The following is a 19177-nucleotide window of genomic DNA, read 5'->3' as shown; positions in this document are numbered from 1 at the left end:
TTTTATGCCAGACGAATACTGTTAACGAATCGGTTGGGCTTCCGTCAATTCGAGCGTTTTCGTGGTTTCGGCATGAATTTGGTCAAAGAGTTCCGGATTCGCGACGAGTGATGTCCCGTACGACGGAATCATTTCTTTGATTTTCGGTTCCCACTCCGGCATTTGATCCGGGAAACATTTCCCGAGGACTTCCAGCATGACCGGTACTGCTGTTGAGGCACCCGGTGACGCGCCGAGCAACGCTGCGACCGAACCGTCTGCCGCACTGACGACTTCCGTTCCGAATTGAAGTGTCCCCTTGCCTTGCGGTGTATCTTTGATGACCTGAACCCGTTGTCCGGCGACGACGACATCCCAGTCTTCCGTCTTCGCGTTCGGAATGAATTCACGTAGTTCGTTCATCCGTTGCTCCGTCGACAGTAAGACCTGCTCGATCAAATACTTTGTCAGTCCCATCTCTTTTGCGCCTGCCGCAAGCATCGTCAACACGTTGTTCGGTTTGACCGATGTGATCAAATCAAGATTTGATCCGGTTTTCAGGAACTTCGGTGAGAAGCCGGCGAACGGTCCGAACAAGAGTGACTTTTGGCCGTCGATGTAACGTGTGTCTAAATGCGGAACAGACATCGGCGGTGCGCCGACTTTCGCTTTCCCGTAGACTTTCGCGTGATGACGCTCGGCGATTTCTGGATTTTTACAGACGAGGAATAAGCCGCTGACCGGGAATCCGCCAATCTGTTTTGATTCCGGAATGCCTGTTTTTTGAAGCAACGGTAGACTGCCGCCGCCACCGCCGATAAAGACGAACTTCGCGGTATGATGTTCAATCCGGTTGTCACGTTCGTTTTTGACTTTGATCTCCCAACCGCCGTCGACCCGTTTCAAGTCTTCGACACCATGACCATAGTTAATCTCGACATCGAGTTGTTTTAAGTGATCAAACAGAATCCGTGTCAACGCACCGAAATTAACGTCTGTTCCCGAATCGATTTTGGTGGCTGCGATCGGTTCCGGTGACGTCCGGCCTTCCATAATTAATGGAATCCATTGTTTGAGTTGCTCCGGATCTTCCGAAAACTCCATCCCTTTGAACAACGGATTAGCTGAGAGCGCTTCCAATCGTTTTTTCAGAAATGTGACGTTTTCCGCCCCTTCAACCATACTCATATGTGGAATCGGCATGATGAATTCTTTCGGATTCGGCAATACTTGTTCTTTGACGAGGTGCGACCAGAATTGGCGCGACAGTTGGAACTGTTCGTTGACCTTGACCGCCTTGCTGATGTCGATTGTTCCGTCGGCATTTTCCGTCGTGTAATTCAGTTCGCAGAGTGCAGCATGACCCGTCCCTGCATTGTTCCATTCGTTTGAACTTTCTTCTCCCGCACTTGCCAACTTCTCGAACACTTTAATCTTCATGTCCGGCGCAAGCTCTTTTAATAAGACCCCTAACGTTGCGCTCATGACTCCGGCACCAATTAAAATAACATCTGTTTGTTTAGGCATACTGCTCATGATATCCTTCCTATCCCCGTTTGATATTATGGACCTGTCATACCAGTTGAAAGCGCTCGTATGACGACAACTTACCTTTCCAGTATAACCCTATCACAGGTCGTTCATAAATTAAAATATCCGGTGTTTCCCACTAAAAATAAATCCATTTCCCCTGAATCGAACGCGCACATCCCGAGACATACTTTCAGAGAAAGCGGTTATATACTCTTATAGAAGAAAAAGGGGGAACGATTTATGGCGACACGCTGGATTTTCGGCAATCAGCTGAACCACACGTTACCACTTCTGCAGGAAGCAGATCCGAAACACGATGTCATCTTGATGGTCGAAGCAACCTCACGCTCGACCTGGAAAACGTACCATAAACAAAAACTGGTGTTGATTTTTTCAGCGATGCGTCACTTCGCAGACGAACTCCGGGACAAAGGATTTACGGTCGATTACCGGGAAGCGGACTCGTTTGACGACGCTTGGAAGCAGCACCAACAACAATATAAACCGACGCACCTGCTGTATACGGCAATCACCGATCACCCGATGCGCCGCGTCATGGAACGGTTTCAAAACAACCTTCCGAAAACGATCACCGTCGATGTCTGTTCCGATGTTCCGCTCTTTTTATTGACGCAGGACGAAGCCGTCGCCCTGCTCGGGGATAAACCGTGGAAGATGGACCGCTTTTACCGGCAACTCCGCAAGGACCGCCGCCTGTTGATGAACAAAAACAAACCACTCGGCGGAAAATGGTCGTTTGACGCCGACAATCGAAAACCGGCGAAGGACGGCGTTGATTTTAAAGCACCGATCCGATTCCGGCCGGATGAGATCACACGTGACGTCATCCACAAAGTCGAGACGACGTTTGCCGATCATCCGGGGCAGCTCGATGCGTTCCACTGGCCGGTCACACGAGCGAAAGCACAGCGGGCGCTCGCCCGTTTCATCGAGGAACGGCTTGAGACATTCGGAACCTATCAGGATGCCATGCTGACAGAAGAGGATACGTTATCGCATTCCCTGCTCTCCTCATCGATCAATATCGGCTTGCTGTCGCCGGACGAAGTTATCAAAGCCGCTGCCGCAGCGCTTGAAGAGCAGGAGGCGCCGCTCAATGCCGTCGAAGGGTTCATCCGCCAGATTCTCGGGTGGCGTGAGTACATGCGGGCCGTCTATCTGAGTGAGATGCCCGGTTATGAACAGGTCAATGTCCTCAAACACGACCGTGACTTGCCGGACTTTTTCTGGGACGGTCAGACGACGATGACCTGCGTCGCCGAGTCGCTCCGCCCCGTCATCGAAACGGCGCACAATCATCATATCCAGCGGCTGATGGTGCTCGGAAACTTTGCCAACCTGTTTGAGATTTCGCCGCAACAAACAGCGGACTGGTTTAATGAAATGTATATCGATGCCTATGATTGGGTCGTCCTGCCGAATGTGCTCGGGATGGCTTTGCATGCCGACGGTGGTCTCCTGTCGACGAAACCGTACATCGCATCGGCGAACTACATCCACAAGATGAGCGACTACTGCGGGAACTGTCCCTTTAATCAGAAAGATGCCCTTGGGGACAATGCCTGTCCGTTCAATGCCTTGTATTGGGATTTCATCGCCCGGCACGAGGAACGTTTCTCCGGCAACCAACGGATGTCGATGATGTACCGGCAGTGGGCGAAGCGGGACCAGGCGGATCAGCAGGCAATCCGTAAAAAAGCGACAGCCTTGAAACAGCAGTTGGCGGACGGACAGTTCCATCGCTGAGCTTTTCATCAACATCAAGAAAGACCCGGCTCCCTGTCTTGTTCGGCAGGGAATCGGGTCTTTGGTCTTTGTTTATTTCCTTGATGCATCACGCACTGTGTCGTTCTGCTTTTTGATGTTTTTTCGTACGCAACTGGTACAAGACAAACAATCCGATGAACCAGACCGGTGTCAGGAGCAAGGCAGGACGTGTTTCGTCCGCGACGAGCATGACGATCAAAATCAGTGTGAACAGACCGAGTACGAGGTAGTTGACGAACGGTGTCCACGGCGCTTTGAATGTTGAGGCGGCATGCAATTCCGGCTGCGTTTTCTTGTATTTCAAGTGACAGACGAGAATGACGCCCCAGACCCAGATGAAACAGATCGCACTGATCGTCGTGACGATACTGAACGCCTGTCCTGGAATCAATTTGCTTAACAAGGCACCACCCGAGACGACCAATGTCGAGATGAACAAGGCATTTGCCGGCACGTGGTTCTTATTCAGCTTCGAAAAAGATTTCGGTGCTTGCTTTTGATTCCCGAGATTGTACAAAATCCGGCTCGTCGAGAACATTCCGCTGTTACAAGCGGAAGCGGCCGACGTCAGGACAACGAAGTTGATGATTCCGGCAGCAAGCGGAATCCCGATCAGACTAAACGTCTTGACGAACGGACTTTCCGTTGCATTCAGTCCTGTCCATGGATTGATCATCAGAAGGACCAGTAAGGCACCGACGTAGAAGAACAGAATCCGTAACGGAATCTTATTGATCGCTGACGGAATGTTCTTTTTCGGATCGGCTGTTTCTGCTGCCGAGACACCCACGAGTTCAACGCCGACATACGCGAAGACGACCATCTGGAACGACAACAGGAATCCGGTGATGCCGTTCGGGAACATCCCGCCGTGCTGCCACAGATTCTTGACTGTGACCGGTCCGGCATCTGTTTTGAAGCCGATGACGAGCAAGACGATCCCGACCCCAATCAAGGCTAAAATCGTGATGACTTTGATCAAGGCGAACCAAAACTCGAGTTCTCCGAACAGTTTGACCGTCAGAAGATTAAAGCCGAGCAAAATCAACAGAGCGATGACGGCCGGAATCCACTGCGGGATATCAAACCAATATTTGACGTAGACACCAACGGCAATGATATCGGCCATCGCCGTCATGATCCAACAGAACCAATACGTCCAACCGGTCACGAAAGCCGCGCGTGGTCCGAGGTAATCTTCCGCGATATCCGTCAGTGACTGGTAACCGGCTTTTGACAATAACAATTCGCCCAGTGCCCGCATGACGAAGAAAATCGCAATCCCGACAAGCAGGTAGGCAAACACAATCGATGGACCGGCCAGCTGAATCGCTTTCCCCGATCCTAAAAACAACCCTGTTCCGATCGTTCCACCAATCGCAATCAATTGGACGTGACGATTCGATAAATCCCGTTTTAATCCTTGCTGTTCCAAACCTGAACTCCTCCTTTGATGATCTCTCTGTTTCCCCCGGTCAGACTGTTCTGTCAGTCCAACAAAAAAAGAGACTGGACGGGTGTCCAATCTCAAAAAAATCATCAGAATAACAAATAATCATTTTTTGCTTGGCAAAGCCAACACAAAAAATAAAAATTCAGTACTCTTCTGTCCTTTTGCCTGAGATTGTGAACCCTTCGGCGCCGTATACACGGTCTCTCCAGAAGCTGCTCCTGCCATAGTGTGACCCATGACAATCATAGCTTTCTTTTTTTATTCGGTTGCTGAGGTGACATAATCACCTGAATTGTTTCTAATACTAGTAATCTTATGATCGTTTGTCAACCGTTTTATCAAAATTTGGCGAGAATACTCCCACTTCTAAATGAAGTGAAAGTGGGAGAGGAATCGCCAGCCTGCTTTTCGGGTATATTTTCCTTAAAGGAGGTGAAAAATGGTGTTGAAGCATAAGGCCTACAAATTTAGAATCTACCCCACAAAAGAGCAGGAAATCCTGATCGCAAAGACGATCGGGTGTTCGCGCTTCGTTTTTAACCACTTCTTGGCGAAGTGGGATGAAACGTACAAGACCACTGGAAAAGGACTGTCCTACGGTTCTTGTTCCAAAGAAATTCCTTTGTTGAAGCAGGAGTTCGACTGGTTGAAGGAAGTCGATAGTACATCTATTCAGATCAGCGTTAAACACCTTGCCGATGCGTTTGATCGCTTCTTCAAGAAGCAGAACGAACGACCTCGTTTCAAGTCCAAGCGTAATCCCGTCCAGTCGTACAAGACCAACATCCAGGGCAAGTCTCAGCTTCCTGAAGTTTCTATAATCGGGAACAAGCTCAAAGTTCCGAAGCTGAAATGGGTTCGTTTCGCCCATTCGAAACAGGTCACAGGCCGTATTTTGAACGCGACAATTCGACGTAACGCTTCAGGCAAATATTTCGTTTCCCTGCTCGTCGAGCAGGAAATCAACGAGTTGTCGAAGACCGGTTCATCTGTCGGCGTCGATGTCGGACTTAAGAACTTCGCCATCCTGTCGGACGGCACGGTCTATAAGAACGACCGTTACTTCCGAACGCTCAAGAAGAAACTGGCGCACGAACAGCGTAAGCTCTCCCGCCGTCAACGCATCGCTCTGACCAACAAAGTCAAGCTTTCCGAGTCGAAGAACTATCAGAAGCAAAAGCGGAAGGTCGCTCGTATCCACGAGAAGATCGCCAACAAGCGCACTGACTTCCTGCACAAAGTATCGACCGAAATCGTCCAAAACCACGACGTCATCGGCATCGAGACCTTGCAGGTGAAGAACATGCAGAAGAATCGTAAGTTAAGCAAGTCCATCTCGGACGTCAGCTGGTCGGAGTTCTTCCGTATGCTCGAATATAAGGCGGACTGGTACGGGAAAATCGTCGTGAAGGTCGGCAAGACCTTTGCTTCGAGCCAACTGTGCTCGAGTTGCGGACATCAACACAAAGACGTGAAACATCTTGGCTTGCGTGAATGGACATGCCCGAGTTGCGGCATCCATCACGACCGGGATGTGAACGCAGGACTGAATCTCAAACAAGAAGCCGAACGTATCTTAGCTTCTTCAACCGTCGGGACGACGGGGTTAGCCTGATAAATTTTCGACCGGTAGGTCGGATAACTCAGGAATCCTCCACCTCTGAGCAAAGCGTAGGTGGAGGTAGTTCAATTTATTTTTTCATTTCTTCTTTCATAACGTGAAACAGGACTTTACGTGCCGTTTCCAGAAGTCCCCTACAAAGACTACCGCAGGAGGAGGAACTGATCGTGAAGACATATTATATCATTCGCCATTGTGAAGCAACCGGACAAGCACCTGATGCTCCGTTGACGAAACAAGGTTACAAACAAGCAGACGCACTCGCCCGTTTTTTCAAAACCATCCCGGTCGACCGGATTTTATCCAGTCCGTTCCGCCGGGCACAGGAAACGATTTTCCCTGTCGCCGCTCTCCATGATTGTCCGCTTGAAATCGAGGATCAGCTCCAAGAACGAATCCTCAGTACCTCGCCATTAAGCGAGTGGCGTACTGCTTTACAAGAAACGTTCTTCGATTTCAATCTCCGCTTTCCCGGAGGTGAATCGAGTCGTGAAGTGATGGAGCGGATGACGTCTGTTCTGAACGAAGCATCGCTGCATCCCGCCCATCATACGGTGCTTGTGACACATGGAAACGCAATGGCTTTATTGTTGCACACCATCGATTCGACTTTTGGCTTTGATGACTGGCAGCAATTGCAGAACCCTGATGTGTACCGTCTCGTTCAGACTGCCGACGGGATGACCTGTGAACGGATGACGCTTCATCAAACCAAAACGTAAACAGGTGACAGACATTTTTTCAAGTATTCGACAAACGCATACGATTACTTTTGATCTATTCTTTTAACTTATGGAAAACATAAGAATTATCTATTTTACTTCCCCTTCGAACTCCGCTACATTTAACGAATTGATAACAAAGTGAAGTAGTTCGAATCCCCGTCTACCGGGAGATTCGGCTTAGGAAAAGAAGGGGTATCTTATGTCTACACAATCTAATCACGCACGTAAAGGGTACTTGATGATGGCCGTTCTCTGGTTCGCCTATGCGACGTTCGCCATGAACTGGGTCGCCGGGTCTTCCTTGACACCACAGATCACGGCCCATTTTTTCGGTGACCGGACCGTCGATCCGTTGATTTCGCAACTCGTCAACTATTCGATCACGACGGCACGTGTCTTCGCGAACATCTTGGCCGCACTCATCCTGATGAAACTCGGACCCAAAAAAGCACCGATGCTTGCCCTGTTGTTCCTGATGATGTCGATCGTCGCCATCTATCTGCCGAACTACTGGGCGTATACGGCAGCACGGATGATCATGGGGCTTGGTGGCTCGATGGTCATCGTCTACATGAATCCGGTCGTCACCCGCTACATCAGTGATCCGACGGAAAAACTGCGGATCAATGCACTCAATACGGTGTCTTACAATGTCGGAGCGTTTGTCGTTTCCTTGCTGTTCACATTTTTCGCGACACAATTCACGAACAACTGGCAACTGACATTGACGATTTTTGCTGCTTTGACAGCCGTCCTGTTCCTCGCCTGGTTGATCTTCAGTGAAGAATTCGACTTGAATACGGCAAGTGATCAAAACGAAGTCGTCACCGCTTACGGTTACAAAGATGCGATCAAAGACAGCTTTTTATGGAAATATGCGTTGGCGTTCGGCGGTTTCTTGACGCTCTACATTCTGTCGCTCGTCGGACTCAAACCGGTGTTTGACACCTATACCGAATTAAACGGTTCGCTCGTCAATCTGCTTGTGTCCGGTGCCGGGATCATCGGGACCTTTGTTGGTCTGAAAATCGGCAGCCGCGGAACACCGCGAAAACCGATTCTCCTGACCAGCGGACTGATCATGATCGGCAGTTTTATCATCACGGTCGCGTTCGGCAATATCTCGCCACTCGTTTCGTACGTTTTTGCTTTCGTCTCCGGATTTGCGATGTACATTCAGTATCCGATTTTCATGAATCTCGCCCACGAGATGAAAGGCATGACCCCGCAAAAGATTACCGTCTTATTTGGTCTTTTTTGGGCAATTGCGTACGCCACACAGACGATTTTTACGATTCTTTGGAGCTATACGCTCGGACAAATGGGATACACGGCTTCGATGGTCGTCTTTTTCCTTTGCTGTTCGACGTACCTCCTGTTCAGTTTCTTTTTACCGGAGACCAAACCAAAACATGCAGTGCCGGCTTCGAAAAAAACAGCCTGATCCCAACACAACCCCCAAGTCGCTCGCGACCTGGGGGTTGTTTTATTTTTGATGGGCACCATATTGATGCCGTAAGATGAACAGCAACCGGATCAACGGTTCATGGTACGAAATGAACGTTCCTTCCCGTATGCCTGCAATGATGTCGTCTTCCGTCGCCCACTTGACGGCTTGGACTTCTTCTTCCTGTAACGTCAGTGTCGTCAGATCAACGTCTGTTTCGATTAAGTAATAGTCGTCAAACCCGACTTCAAACGGAACCGTCAACTGCGGACGCCGTCCGGCGAACGACAAGGACAGTCCCAGTTCTTCAAACAATTCGCGCTCTGCTGCCATCTGACTCGTATCGCCCGTTGTCGCACTACCGCCGACGCTGAGATCCCACATGTTTGACCAGCCCTCTTTGAACGGCTGACGGTGCTGAATCAACATCTGTCCCTGTTTGTTAAACAGACAGACGTGCACAACAAGATGGTAATCGCCGTCTTTTAATTCTGTTCCACGCGGCCAGGTCCGTCCTGTTTTCTCGCGGTCTGCCGTATAGATATCCCATCGTTCCATTTACTTCTTCCCTCCTGCCCAATTATCCGAAAAGAGCGTTGCGACAGTTTTGTCTGCTTTCGCCCGATCGAGTCCGAGCACGACACTTAAAAACAGTGTCTCCGCCGCTTCATCGAGCAGTGTCAGTTCGTACTGTTTTCCGAAACGGACCCACCGTCTTTTGCCTTGCCCGATTTTGTTTCCTTGATACGTGACACTGAACGTCATCGTCGCCCAGTTGATGTCGATTTGCAGATCACGGCTGTCGATCCGGTAATCCGCAAACATCAAAAATCCGGTTTTTTGAATGGTCGCAACGACACGCCCGTCGACTTCCACCAGGATATGCGGCAACATGCTGAACGTCTGTTTCGTCACCCGACCGACCTCGGCTGCCTCCTGCATGAGTTGCCAGTTTTTCTGCATTTGCAACAACTGTCCGGTCACTTCATGCGTGGTTTGTCCGGTTTCATCTGCAATCGTAAATCGCCGGTTCAGTTCAAACGTCTGTTTCATCAAAAGCTGCTTCATATGCGCTTCCTTTCCTGATTGTTTTCTTATGACGAGCTGGATTCTTCATCTTCTTTGACACAGTCGATAGCAACAACAAGTGCAATCAAAATCTTCTCGATTTCCGGATCAAAGACTTGAATCTCATAACTGTCACCAAACGTGAACCATTTTTTCTCGACACTTCCGACAACTTCGCCGTGACGCTTGATTTCAAAATCCATATCCCACCAGTCTCCGTCGATTTCGAGATCTGCCGCATCAATCGTATAGCGGTCTTTAAAGAACGTAAACGATTTTTCAATCGTCAGTGTCTCACCGTCGACTTCAATAAAAAACTTCGGCAACAGGCTAAGCATTTTCTTTGTGATGACGGCGACTTCCTCACCCTCAACCGTCGAGATCGAAAAAGTTTTCGGTAGCTTCATAAAGCTGCCTTCGACGAGATAGACGTCTTGTTCCTGCTGATCTTGGATGGAGAAGCGTCCGCGCAAACTTAAGACTTTCTGTTTCATGTATAGGGTGTACATGGAGATTTCATCCTTTCCTGGCGACTGTGTTACATCTATTACGACATGAACGGACTAAAAGATTCATTCCTGGTTTCGACAAACAGCTTTAACATTCCCGCATGCAAAGCTCGTCTCCTTGCACTTTTTGTCCAATACGCTTAAAGTATATAGTTGATGAAATTTTAATTGAGCAAAACGAATTACCTTAAGGAAAGGGTTTTATATAATGAAAAACAACTTTTGGCAGGACCTGCCACGACCATTTTTTGTACTTGCACCAATGGAAGATGTCACCGATGTCGTCTTTCGTCACGTCGTTGCGAAAGCGGCACGACCGGATGTCTTCTTTACTGAATTTACGAATACAGAAAGTTACTGTCATCCAAAAGGTAAACAGAGTGTCCGCGGACGACTCGAGTTCACGGAAGATGAACAGCCGATGGTTGCCCACATCTGGGGCGACAAGCCGGAATATTTCCGTGAGATGAGTATCGGGATGGCGGAAATGGGGTTTAAAGGCATCGATATCAACATGGGCTGCCCGGTGCAAAACGTCGCCGTCAACGGAAAAGGATCAGGACTGATCAACCGTCCCGATGTCGCCGCTGAACTGATTCAAGCCGCAAAAGCCGGCGGTCTGCCGGTCAGCGTCAAGACACGTCTCGGCTATTCGAAAGTCGAGGAGTGGCACGACTGGTTACGCCATATTCTCGAGCAGGATATCGCCAACCTCTCGATTCATCTGCGGACCCGCAAAGAGATGAGTGCAGTCCCGGCTCACTTCGAGCTGATTCCGGAAATCAAGAAACTTCGGGATGAAGTCGCGCCGCAAACCCTCTTGACGATCAACGGCGACATCAACGACCGCCAGCACGGGCTTGAACTCGTCGAACAGTACGGTGTTGATGGTGTGATGATCGGCCGCGGGATTTTCCATAATCCGTTTGCGTTTGAAGTCGAAAAGAGAGAGCATTCGAGTGAAGAATTACTTGATTTATTACGTCTGCAACTCGACTTACACGATCAGTACTCATCTGAATTCGAACCCCGCCTCTTCAAGCCGCTCCGTCGTTTCTTCAAGATTTATGTCCGTGGTTTCCGCGGTGCGAGCGAATTGCGTGCCCGTTTGATGGACACGAATTCAACGGATGACGTCCGAACCCTCCTTGACGAGTTCGTCGAACAGGAAGGCATTCACGCCGTCAATTCGTTTTCGATTTAAGAATTTGAATTGAACATGCAAAAGAGCAAGGCATCGCGCCTTGCTCTTTTTTTGTCGTTAGTTGGATTCCGCTTCCAGCCGAATCTTTAAACAGGTGAATTCAAACGGTGTGTCACCATTTATCCGTTCCAGCCGCCGTTTCCCGACCCGCCGATCGAGCAGGGCCAATCCGCGGATAAAGGCATGGCGATGCGTTAACGCTTCCTCAATCGAGAGCGTCGGATACAGCAGCAAATCCTGTTGCACGTCGTAATTGGCATGCCATCCCTCTTCCTTCAGCTCACGTTCAATCTGCTCATTTAATTCACTCGATGCCTTGTACCAATCCGATTGAAAGATATCCAGTGTAAAACGGACGGGTTTTTCAGGTAATCGTGCTTTCGCCAGCTCATAACGACGGTCCGACTCTAATGTAAAACGTAAATCTTCGGCCTTAAAAAAAGGTTCTCCATCCAGTGTCATCCAGACTCGGCTTTCGCCGTCATGAAAATGACGGTCGACTGTGGCATACAGATTTATACGTGATTGAAGTGATGGGGTGACGAACGACAGCACCCGTTTTTTGATTTTTGAGAATTGCATGGGTTCCTCCTTTAAACATATGAAACGTCAGGCAGTCATCCACCGCCTAACGCTTAGTTTACCCGTTTTTCATATGGAACGATTCCGTTAACGTAAAGGTGATGTTTTTGAGTTCAAGCCCTCCGAGTGCAAAGTACAGCTTAAAATAGTTGTGTGGATTAAAGACAAAGACATCTTTTGTCTGTGTCACCCATTCGCCGTTTGTCCCGTTGAACGTAAACGTCGCGACCGGCATGTTGTTCGCAAACAACGTCACCGGCATCTGCGCCAGTTCACCAGCGTACGACCGGGCCTCAAACGTGACGTGATACATCCCGGTTTCTTCTGCCGTCACGGCAAAGACATGACTGCTTCCGGTCGACGTGTCGAGTTCATCAAACACGATCGGGATACCGCTTTGAAGTTGCTGATGCGTCACGGCCTGTTCGTTCAGATCATCTGCCTCTTCCGGTAATCCGGTGACGTCGACTGTCGCTTCCTGACCAAGCGTCCGCTCCATGACCGGTGACCGCAGGATGAACTGACAAATGTTTGCCGCACTCCGTAACAATTCCGCCCGTGTCAACGTGCCGTCCGCAAGCGATGACAGCGTATCATCCTCAAACGGATTTGCCCCCGGTTCTCCGACGACCATGTAGAGGTCATTTTGGGAACGGACCATCGTCGCTGTCTGTTGCCGGTTGGCTTCCGTTCCTTCGGCATTGATCTTCGCCCACCAGTCGGTCATGACGACACCGTCAAAGCCCCACTCGTCCCGGAGAATCCGGGTATTCTGATCGTACAGTCCAGCTGTCCAGAGTCCGTTGACGGCACCGTATGTCGTCATGATCGCATACGCCTGTCCCCGTTTGACGGCGTACTCAAATCCTTTTAGATAAATCTCCCGCAAGGCACGTTCCGAGACAATCGAATCGAGATCATGGCGATGGAATTCCTGGTTGTTGGCACTTAAGTGTTTGAGCGTTCCGGTCACGCCGACCCGGTGCATCCCGTCGAGCTGGGCGACGGCCATCATCCCTGTCAGGTGCGGATCTTCCGAGAAATATTCAAAGTTTCGTCCGTTGAGCGGATGACGATGGATGTTCATCCCCGGTCCAAGCAACGTATCGATGCCGTTTTTCCGGAGTTCGAGCCCTGTCATCTCGAATAAATCAGCCACCAGATCGACGTTGAACGTCGACGCGACGAGTGTCCCGTTCGGCAGTGAGAAGGCTTTGGTTCCGATATCCATCCGGATTCCGGACGGACCGTCAGCACAGCAGGCCGCCGGGATGCCGAACGCTGTCAGCCGGTCAGTCACGCCGCCAAAGGCCGCTGCCGTTCCCGGTGTGACGCGCGGTGAGTTCATCCCCTCGCCGCGGACGATCGCCGCCAGATCCTCATCCGTCAATTGATCGAGGAACACGTCGAGCGACGTGTTACCTTCGTAGACATCCTTCAGTGTCAGGCCTTGATCTTCCGAATGCGTGCGTGCTGCCGGTCGTTCGGCGAGACGACGGGCTTCCGGATCAATTATCCGCAGCGGTGTCGCTTCGTATGTGACGTCATAACCTGTTTCCGTCTTATGTGGCTTCAGGCGGTCAAACGCCGTGACCGGAGCCATGTTTTCGCTTAACGTCTCGGTGACACGTAACGTGTCGATCGTTTGTGTCGCGACGTGCGCCGCGGTCCGCACGTCCGTGCCGACGTACAGATGATACGCTCCTGCTTCAATGACGTAAGACGATTTATGCCCCGTCACACCGGCATCATCGTAGCTCGCGTATTCCGTCAGCGGTACCGTCAACGTTACTGTCTGCTGTTGACCAGGTTCCAGCTGTTGTGTCTTCGCGAACGTCACGAGTCCGCGTGCCGGATTGCCGAGTTGTCCCTGTGGTTTCTCGAGATACACCTGTACGACTTCTTTCCCGCTGCGTGTCCCTGTATTCGTGACGGTGACTGTCAATGTGACCTGTTGCTCCGTCATATCGACCGTTTCTGTTACGACATCAAACGTCGTATAGGATAAACCAAACCCGAACGGATACAGGACGTCATCCTTCGCAAACGTCTCGAAGTAACGATACCCGACGTAGATGTCTTCCTTGTAGATCGCCCGGTCTTCGTGACCGAAGTACGGCGTCGACGGATACGCGTCGAGTGAACGGGCAATCGTATCCGGCAGTTTCCCGGATGGTGTGACCGCTCCCGTCAAGAGATCAACCAAGGCATTCCCGCCCTCCATCCCGCCTTGCCATGCGTACAAAATCGCACTCGGATCAAAATCAAGCGCCCACTTCATGTCGATGACATTGCCGACGTTTAACAAGACAACCGTCTTCGGAAACGCCTGCGAAACTTTTTCGATTAAGGTCAATTCGACGTCCGTCAGCAGGTAACTGCCCGGATCTGCCGTATTGTCACGGTCTTCACCGGCCGTCCGACCGATCATGACGATGGCGACATCCGACTGCCCTGCCGCCTGAGCGACGACTTCGTCCGTAACCGGCATTTCTTCCTGCGACCACGGTTCCGCCGCCCAGCCTTCGCCTTTATCAAACGGATGATCCTGCAGCCAGGCTTCGTAGACGTCGAGCAACGACTGGTTCACGGTCAGATCCGGATGTTGTTGCAGGGCTTCGAGTGGACTTGTCACGTGCGATACGTTGACCATCCCACCCGATCCCGTTCCGCTTTTATAATAGTTAAACTGATTGCGTCCGAAAACTGAGACCGTCGTCCCTGCTAAAAGCGGTAACGTCTGCTTGTCATTTTTCAACAGGACTGTCCCTTCTGCGACCGTCTTCCGGGCCAATGCCGTATAAGCGTTCCAATCTAATGTATAAGTCGTCATCTGCTTATCCCCCTATGGTGTTCGTATCAGATTTCATTACCGCAAAACGGTTCTGAAGACCGTTCGCAATTTCCGTGATACAATCTTCCGCTTGCGGATACTGTCCGAGTTTTTCGATGAAGGCATGATCCATGCCGTTATACTGAATCCGTTTTGTCTTGACGCCGGCCCGCGCGAGTTTCCGCCCGTACGCTTCACCTTCGAGACGAAGATAATCGTATTCCGCCGTGATGATCAGCGCCTCCGGCAGTCCTGCCAGCTTGTCACTGAAGAGTGGCGAGACATGTGGATCCTGCACATCCGTCGTTCCTTGCAGATATAAGCGGTTCAACAAGCCATCCGTGTCTGCAAGAGCGGTGACGATCCCTTCAAGCAACTCCCGATTCTCGTTCATTTCGTAGGCGTCAAGACGCCACTTGAAATCATCCGTCGGTAAGCCGGCAAGATTGACGACCGGATAGAGCAGGACTTGGTACTGGATCATCTGTGTCTGTTGTTCGCGGTCAAGCAGGGTACAGACAGTCGCCAGGTTTCCGCCGGCACTGTCACCGGCGACAGCCAGTTGTGCGCGGTTGATCCCGAGTGCCTCCGCTTGTTCGTAGACCCATGTGACGGCCGTGAAACAATCGTTCAGACCGGCCGGAAATGGATGTTCCGGTGCGAGCCGGTAATCAATCGAAATGACGACGACATTGGCCCGTTCTGCCAGCAACCGGCAAGGATGCTCGACCGGATCAAGTGTCCCGCCGAAAAAGCCGCCTCCGTGAAAATAGACAACCGCCGGTAACGGTTCCGTCGATTGGGGGCGGTAAATTCGTGCCGGAATCGGTTGCTCGGTGCTTGGAATCATGATGTCTTCCGTCGTGATGTCTGTCGTCGTCAGATCGGTATTGACCCAACCCATCCCAGCCCGCGCCGCTTCAAGTGAAAACGGTACTGTTGGCGAACTGTCTTGTTGCTGCTGCATCATGACTTCCAAAACGCGCGGATCAAGTACGCCGCTTTCCGTCCGGTCTGGCACCGGTTTGATGACGACTTCAACGCCATCTTGCTGTTCGCCGACTGTTTTTTCCGCTAACCGGTCGATCAATTGCTGATACTTCTGTCCCATGTTTCTTCCTCCTTTTATCGAATTCCTTACGTGCTTATAAGAGGTCATTCATTTGTAAAAATAAGTATCGAAACCGCTTTCGTAAATAATAAAAAAAATATCGGATATCTCTTTTCGTTAAAAGATACCGCTTACAAAACCAATCATACGCATCTTTATCCGATTAATCAATCATTCTGGATGATTCAAAAAAAGCCACTTGTCTTTCACGTGTTTTCCTTGTCGGAATGACGTGAAACGAGTGGCTTTTTTGACTTAACTTAAAATATTTTCTTCCGAAACGAGTGTAAAGCCGTCAATGACGGTATCTTCCTCGACCTCGATCAGCAGACATTGTTTGCCGTTGTAATTGACCTGCTTGATGTACTTCAAATCCTGGGCGCTGACGGAGATATTCGCGACTTTCGTATTGATTTTAATCGATTTCGCTTCATAGTTCGGGACGATGTTGCTCGCCTTCATTTCGTACGTCGTATCATCGATGACCGTCTTAAAGGCCCGTTCGACCTGTTCCGTACTGACGTCTTCGATGCCGCTCGCTTTTAAGACCCGTTCGACTTCTTTGACGTCCAGCATCGGAATATCTTCCGGCTCGTCTTCCTTTTCGTCCTCAACGACGAGCAGATGATTGACTTCCTCATAGACACCCGCAAGCGTTTTTGAATCTACCGATTCGCCGATGACCAGTTTGACGATCTCTTCAAATACCGCTTTGTCTTCTTCCGCCGTCACGATTTGATCACCGTTCAGGACGTTTTCGATAAACAGCAGGTCCGGTTTATTCGGTTTGCTTGCTGTGTAAAGGACACGGTTGACGTCCGCCGCATTATCCGTGAAGCAGGGGAATAAAAAGCCGCCGATTGGTGACGCCAGTTTGATGACCGGATTGATCAGCAGGTTCGACTTGAACTCGAGATCGACATAGTCGAAGACAAGCGACTGTTTCGGCAGTTCCGTCTGGTTGAGACTGCTGAGAATAAACGGTGTCGTATAGACTTCATCGTTCTTATCCACTTCCGTCTCGTCTGCCTGCCGTTTCGTCGTTTTGTAATACTGTCCCCGGATGAACGTGACGACGATATCGTTCTCGTACTGCACGTCTTGAACCATCTTCAGCGCAATCTGTTGCATCTGCTCCGTCCAGTCTTCCGTCTCTTCCGTGTATAGCCCTTCGTACAACAGTTGTTGCGTATGTCCGGTCGCGCCTTCTTCCGGTTGCTGGAACTTGACCTCAAACAGCTTGATGTCGAGTTTCCCGGTCAGGACTTTCTTGAAGTTCGCGAGGAACAATTCCTGCTGCTCGAGTTCAAGAAAGGCGAACGGTCGGCTTTCTTCATAGAAGATTTCACTCGTTTCTTTGCGGATATATACATTATAAATTTCGTTGATTTTAAGTAGTTCCGAGTCGACCTTAAAATGGCGACGGATATCACTGATGTCTTGTTTGTTCATGGTACGGTCTCAGCTCCTTGGCGTTTGAATTCCTCGTGGCTCCTAAAAAAGGAGTGCCTGCTGTTCAAATCGAACAGAGGTACCCCTTTACTATACAAGATTTGAATCAGATTCGCTGACAGAGTTCAATTCTTCGCTCGTGAACTGAATAAATAATGTTTGATCAGATAACCGACAAGAACAATCAGCAATGCGATGGAAAAGTAGACGATGAAATTTAACGCGACCGGCAGAAAGATCGACACGACATAAATGATCATCACCGTGACGGCGTAGAACAGTAAAAATTGACTGATGGCTTTCAATGGACTTCTCCTTTCGATATGATACTATTTATTTTTTTCGAATGCTCTAAAACTGTAGGAATTCGTGATTGGTTCATGGATCACCAACTCGTAGCCAAAACCTCGTTCGTCTGCCTGCTCAACAATGGATTCAATCTGAATCGAGTTGAGATGACGTTGAACGAAGACAAGCGAAATGACTACCCCGAACGCCAAACCGGTTAAAAGAGCGATGGATGTGACGGATAAATTCAACCTTTTTTCATATTCTCATTCCCTTCCTGAATCAATACGTTTCCCTCTTTTAAAAGTTCCTTATTTTCCCATTATCATTCTTCGATGATACCGGTTCGATAGAAATTTGTTTAAAAAAAGTTCAACTAAGGAAAAAATCATACATACAGATCATGTAAATGAAAGCAGGTGTCTCATGGTGACTCAAATCATCGGTCTCGTGTCAGTCTTCCTGGTTCTCGGCTTGATTTTTACCAATCGTTCTCTTCTGACCATCCTTTTGGTAGTGTTAGTAAGCTCGATCGCTTTGTTTTTTATACGCATTTCGCTGGAAAAAATGTCACTCTTAGATGCTTTCTTTGATTCGTTTGGTTTTTTATCAAACATTGTTCTAGTTTTTTTAGTCGTCCATTTTTTCAAAAAACGATCAGCACACGATAAAAGTCTGTAACCAAAGCATCCCAGTATCGGGTGCTTTTTTATGTTAAAAGTCTCTGTACTTTTAAATCATTCACTTCGTTTTGATCCGATATTGATTTTAATTTTTAAGTAATTTATTTCTCTGTTACTTTAGGCTTAATTCCAGAAAAATATTTTCGGTAAAAAGTATTCAACTTTTGTAATGTTTACATTATTTTAACCCTATCCAAAATATTCGATGGCATACTGAGTGAGTTGAGAGGATTCTCTCATCATACTTACATAAGAGGAGGCAATTCATGTTCCAGAAAATCAAGCTACTCGCCGTATCGTTTGTTTTGTTTCTCACTGCGTTTCAGTTCGACCTCTCACCCGTTTCCGCACTCCCGTCCGGCATCCCGTCAAAAGCGACGGCTCAATCTGAGCTCAACGCACTGACAGTCAAGACCGAAAGTACAATGACCGGTTACTCCCGTGATCTGTTCCCCCATTGGAGCAGCCAAGGAAGCGGGTGTGACACCCGTCAAGTCGTCTTGAAACGCGACGCGGATTCTTACGTCGGCAACTGTCCGGTCACGTCCGGCTCATGGTACAGTTATTATGATGGACTGACATTCACGAACCCGTCCGATCTCGACATCGATCATGTCGTGCCGCTCGCGGAAGCATGGCGTTCAGGTGCAAGCAGCTGGACGACAACGACACGTCAGGCATTCGCAAACGATCTCAACGGTCCGCAATTGATTGCCGTCTCCGCAAGCTCAAACCGTTCAAAGGGTGACCAGGATCCATCGACATGGAAACCAACCCGTGCCGGCGCCAGCTGTGCCTACTCGAAGATGTGGATCAACACGAAAAGCCGTTGGGGCTTAAGTCTCCAATCCTCTGAAAAAACAGCACTGCAAACGATGCTGAACACCTGTACATACTAAGA

The 19177-nt window shown here is 49.5% G+C and carries 17 protein-coding genes and 1 riboswitch; of the genes, 7 read left to right on the top strand and 10 right to left on the bottom strand.

Annotation, left to right across the window (positions count from 1 at the left end; genetic code table 11):
• Positions 1 to 21: 21 nt before the first annotated feature.
• On the bottom strand, positions 22 to 1515 hold the full coding sequence (locus tag ACHA8N_RS02345; RefSeq protein WP_393964593.1) for a malate:quinone oxidoreductase: 1494 nt from the start codon (positions 1513 to 1515) through the stop codon (positions 22 to 24).
• A gap of 237 nt (positions 1516 to 1752) precedes the next feature.
• On the opposite strand from ACHA8N_RS02345, the gene ACHA8N_RS02340 reads away from it, so the two are divergent.
• Complete coding sequence (locus ACHA8N_RS02340) at positions 1753 to 3279, top strand: cryptochrome/photolyase family protein (protein WP_393964592.1); 1527 nt, start codon at positions 1753 to 1755, stop codon at positions 3277 to 3279.
• Positions 3280 to 3367: 88 nt separating this feature from the next.
• Here ACHA8N_RS02340 and ACHA8N_RS02335 read toward each other — a convergent pair whose 3' ends face one another.
• A complete protein-coding gene (locus ACHA8N_RS02335; protein WP_147512172.1) occupies positions 3368 to 4735 on the bottom strand; it encodes an amino acid permease in 1368 nt (455 codons plus the stop codon).
• A gap of 161 nt (positions 4736 to 4896) precedes the next feature.
• Positions 4897 to 4972, bottom strand: a riboswitch (glycine riboswitch).
• A gap of 223 nt (positions 4973 to 5195) precedes the next feature.
• Here ACHA8N_RS02335 and tnpB point away from each other — a divergent pair.
• The 3 genes from tnpB (at position 5196) to ACHA8N_RS02320 (ending at position 8543) form a co-directional block, all read left to right on the top strand.
• On the top strand, positions 5196 to 6368 hold the full coding sequence (tnpB, locus tag ACHA8N_RS02330; protein ID WP_393964594.1) for an IS200/IS605 family element RNA-guided endonuclease TnpB: 1173 nt from the start codon (positions 5196 to 5198) through the stop codon (positions 6366 to 6368).
• Between the two features lie 173 nt (positions 6369 to 6541).
• A complete protein-coding gene (locus ACHA8N_RS02325) occupies positions 6542 to 7096 on the top strand; it encodes a histidine phosphatase family protein (RefSeq protein WP_393964591.1) in 555 nt (184 codons plus the stop codon).
• Between the two features lie 202 nt (positions 7097 to 7298).
• Positions 7299 to 8543, top strand: coding sequence for an MFS transporter (locus ACHA8N_RS02320; protein WP_393964590.1), 1245 nt, complete (start codon positions 7299 to 7301; stop codon positions 8541 to 8543).
• A 42-nt stretch (positions 8544 to 8585) separates the two neighbouring features.
• Here ACHA8N_RS02320 and ACHA8N_RS02315 read toward each other — a convergent pair whose 3' ends face one another.
• Genes ACHA8N_RS02315 through ACHA8N_RS02305 form a run of 3 tightly spaced genes read right to left on the bottom strand, consistent with a single transcriptional unit; the run spans position 8586 to position 10123 of the window.
• Positions 8586 to 9104: an NUDIX hydrolase gene (locus ACHA8N_RS02315; RefSeq protein ID WP_393964589.1), complete on the bottom strand. Its 519-nt coding sequence runs from the start codon at positions 9102 to 9104 to the stop codon at positions 8586 to 8588.
• Positions 9105 to 9599, bottom strand: coding sequence for an LURP-one-related/scramblase family protein (locus ACHA8N_RS02310; protein ID WP_393964588.1), 495 nt, complete (start codon positions 9597 to 9599; stop codon positions 9105 to 9107).
• Positions 9600 to 9640: 41 nt separating this feature from the next.
• Positions 9641 to 10123, bottom strand: coding sequence for an LURP-one-related/scramblase family protein (locus ACHA8N_RS02305; RefSeq protein ID WP_147512178.1), 483 nt, complete (start codon positions 10121 to 10123; stop codon positions 9641 to 9643).
• 208 nt (positions 10124 to 10331) lie between these two features.
• Here ACHA8N_RS02305 and ACHA8N_RS02300 point away from each other — a divergent pair, with 208 nt between their 5' ends.
• Positions 10332 to 11327, top strand: coding sequence for a tRNA dihydrouridine synthase (locus ACHA8N_RS02300; protein WP_393964587.1), 996 nt, complete (start codon positions 10332 to 10334; stop codon positions 11325 to 11327).
• A gap of 57 nt (positions 11328 to 11384) precedes the next feature.
• On the opposite strand, the gene ACHA8N_RS02295 is transcribed toward ACHA8N_RS02300, so the two are convergent.
• The 5 genes from ACHA8N_RS02295 to ACHA8N_RS02275 all read right to left on the bottom strand — a co-directional run bounded on the left by ACHA8N_RS02295 (position 11385) and on the right by ACHA8N_RS02275 (position 17610).
• A complete protein-coding gene (locus ACHA8N_RS02295) occupies positions 11385 to 11909 on the bottom strand; it encodes an SF0329 family protein (RefSeq protein ID WP_393964586.1) in 525 nt (174 codons plus the stop codon).
• Positions 11910 to 11967: 58 nt separating this feature from the next.
• A complete protein-coding gene (locus ACHA8N_RS02290; protein WP_393964585.1) occupies positions 11968 to 14742 on the bottom strand; it encodes a glycoside hydrolase family 3 protein in 2775 nt (924 codons plus the stop codon).
• Between the two features lie 4 nt (positions 14743 to 14746).
• Positions 14747 to 15853, bottom strand: coding sequence for an alpha/beta hydrolase (locus tag ACHA8N_RS02285; RefSeq protein WP_393964584.1), 1107 nt, complete (start codon positions 15851 to 15853; stop codon positions 14747 to 14749).
• Between the two features lie 255 nt (positions 15854 to 16108).
• Entirely contained in the window at positions 16109 to 17305 is a 1197-nt protein-coding gene (locus tag ACHA8N_RS02280) for a DUF4317 domain-containing protein (RefSeq protein ID WP_026827054.1), read from the bottom strand.
• A 125-nt stretch (positions 17306 to 17430) separates the two neighbouring features.
• Complete coding sequence (locus tag ACHA8N_RS02275; protein WP_119923403.1) at positions 17431 to 17610, bottom strand: hypothetical protein; 180 nt, start codon at positions 17608 to 17610, stop codon at positions 17431 to 17433.
• A gap of 75 nt (positions 17611 to 17685) precedes the next feature.
• On the opposite strand from ACHA8N_RS02275, the gene ACHA8N_RS02270 reads away from it, so the two are divergent.
• Complete coding sequence (locus tag ACHA8N_RS02270) at positions 17686 to 17814, top strand: hypothetical protein (protein ID WP_393964583.1); 129 nt, start codon at positions 17686 to 17688, stop codon at positions 17812 to 17814.
• A 728-nt stretch (positions 17815 to 18542) separates the two neighbouring features.
• Positions 18543 to 19175, top strand: a complete 633-nt coding sequence (locus tag ACHA8N_RS02265; protein ID WP_028105361.1) for an HNH endonuclease family protein — start codon at positions 18543 to 18545, stop codon at positions 19173 to 19175.
• The last annotated feature ends 2 nt before the right edge of the window (positions 19176 to 19177 follow it).

Origin of the sequence: Exiguobacterium sp. S22-S28 (assembly GCF_043359615.1) — a bacterium.
Lineage (GTDB): Bacteria > Bacillota > Bacilli > Exiguobacteriales > Exiguobacteriaceae > Exiguobacterium_A.
Note: the sequence above shows the minus strand (reverse complement) of the source record. Positions and strands in the feature narration are given on the sequence as shown.

Coding starts and splice junctions, on each gene's coding strand:
- ACHA8N_RS02280 (WP_026827054.1), bottom strand. CDS start 17,305: ATGAACAAACAAGACATCAGTGATATCCGTCGCCATTTTAAGGTCGAC.
- ACHA8N_RS02270 (WP_393964583.1), top strand. CDS start 17,686: ATGGATCACCAACTCGTAGCCAAAACCTCGTTCGTCTGCCTGCTCAAC.
- ACHA8N_RS02300 (WP_393964587.1), top strand. CDS start 10,332: ATGAAAAACAACTTTTGGCAGGACCTGCCACGACCATTTTTTGTACTT.
- ACHA8N_RS02345 (WP_393964593.1), bottom strand. CDS start 1,515: ATGAGCAGTATGCCTAAACAAACAGATGTTATTTTAATTGGTGCCGGA.
- ACHA8N_RS02285 (WP_393964584.1), bottom strand. CDS start 15,853: ATGGGACAGAAGTATCAGCAATTGATCGACCGGTTAGCGGAAAAAACA.
- ACHA8N_RS02310 (WP_393964588.1), bottom strand. CDS start 9,599: ATGAAACAGACGTTTGAACTGAACCGGCGATTTACGATTGCAGATGAA.
- ACHA8N_RS02320 (WP_393964590.1), top strand. CDS start 7,299: ATGTCTACACAATCTAATCACGCACGTAAAGGGTACTTGATGATGGCC.
- ACHA8N_RS02305 (WP_147512178.1), bottom strand. CDS start 10,123: ATGTACACCCTATACATGAAACAGAAAGTCTTAAGTTTGCGCGGACGC.
- ACHA8N_RS02290 (WP_393964585.1), bottom strand. CDS start 14,742: ATGACGACTTATACATTAGATTGGAACGCTTATACGGCATTGGCCCGG.
- ACHA8N_RS02295 (WP_393964586.1), bottom strand. CDS start 11,909: ATGCAATTCTCAAAAATCAAAAAACGGGTGCTGTCGTTCGTCACCCCA.
- ACHA8N_RS02315 (WP_393964589.1), bottom strand. CDS start 9,104: ATGGAACGATGGGATATCTATACGGCAGACCGCGAGAAAACAGGACGG.
- ACHA8N_RS02265 (WP_028105361.1), top strand. CDS start 18,543: ATGTTCCAGAAAATCAAGCTACTCGCCGTATCGTTTGTTTTGTTTCTC.
- ACHA8N_RS02340 (WP_393964592.1), top strand. CDS start 1,753: ATGGCGACACGCTGGATTTTCGGCAATCAGCTGAACCACACGTTACCA.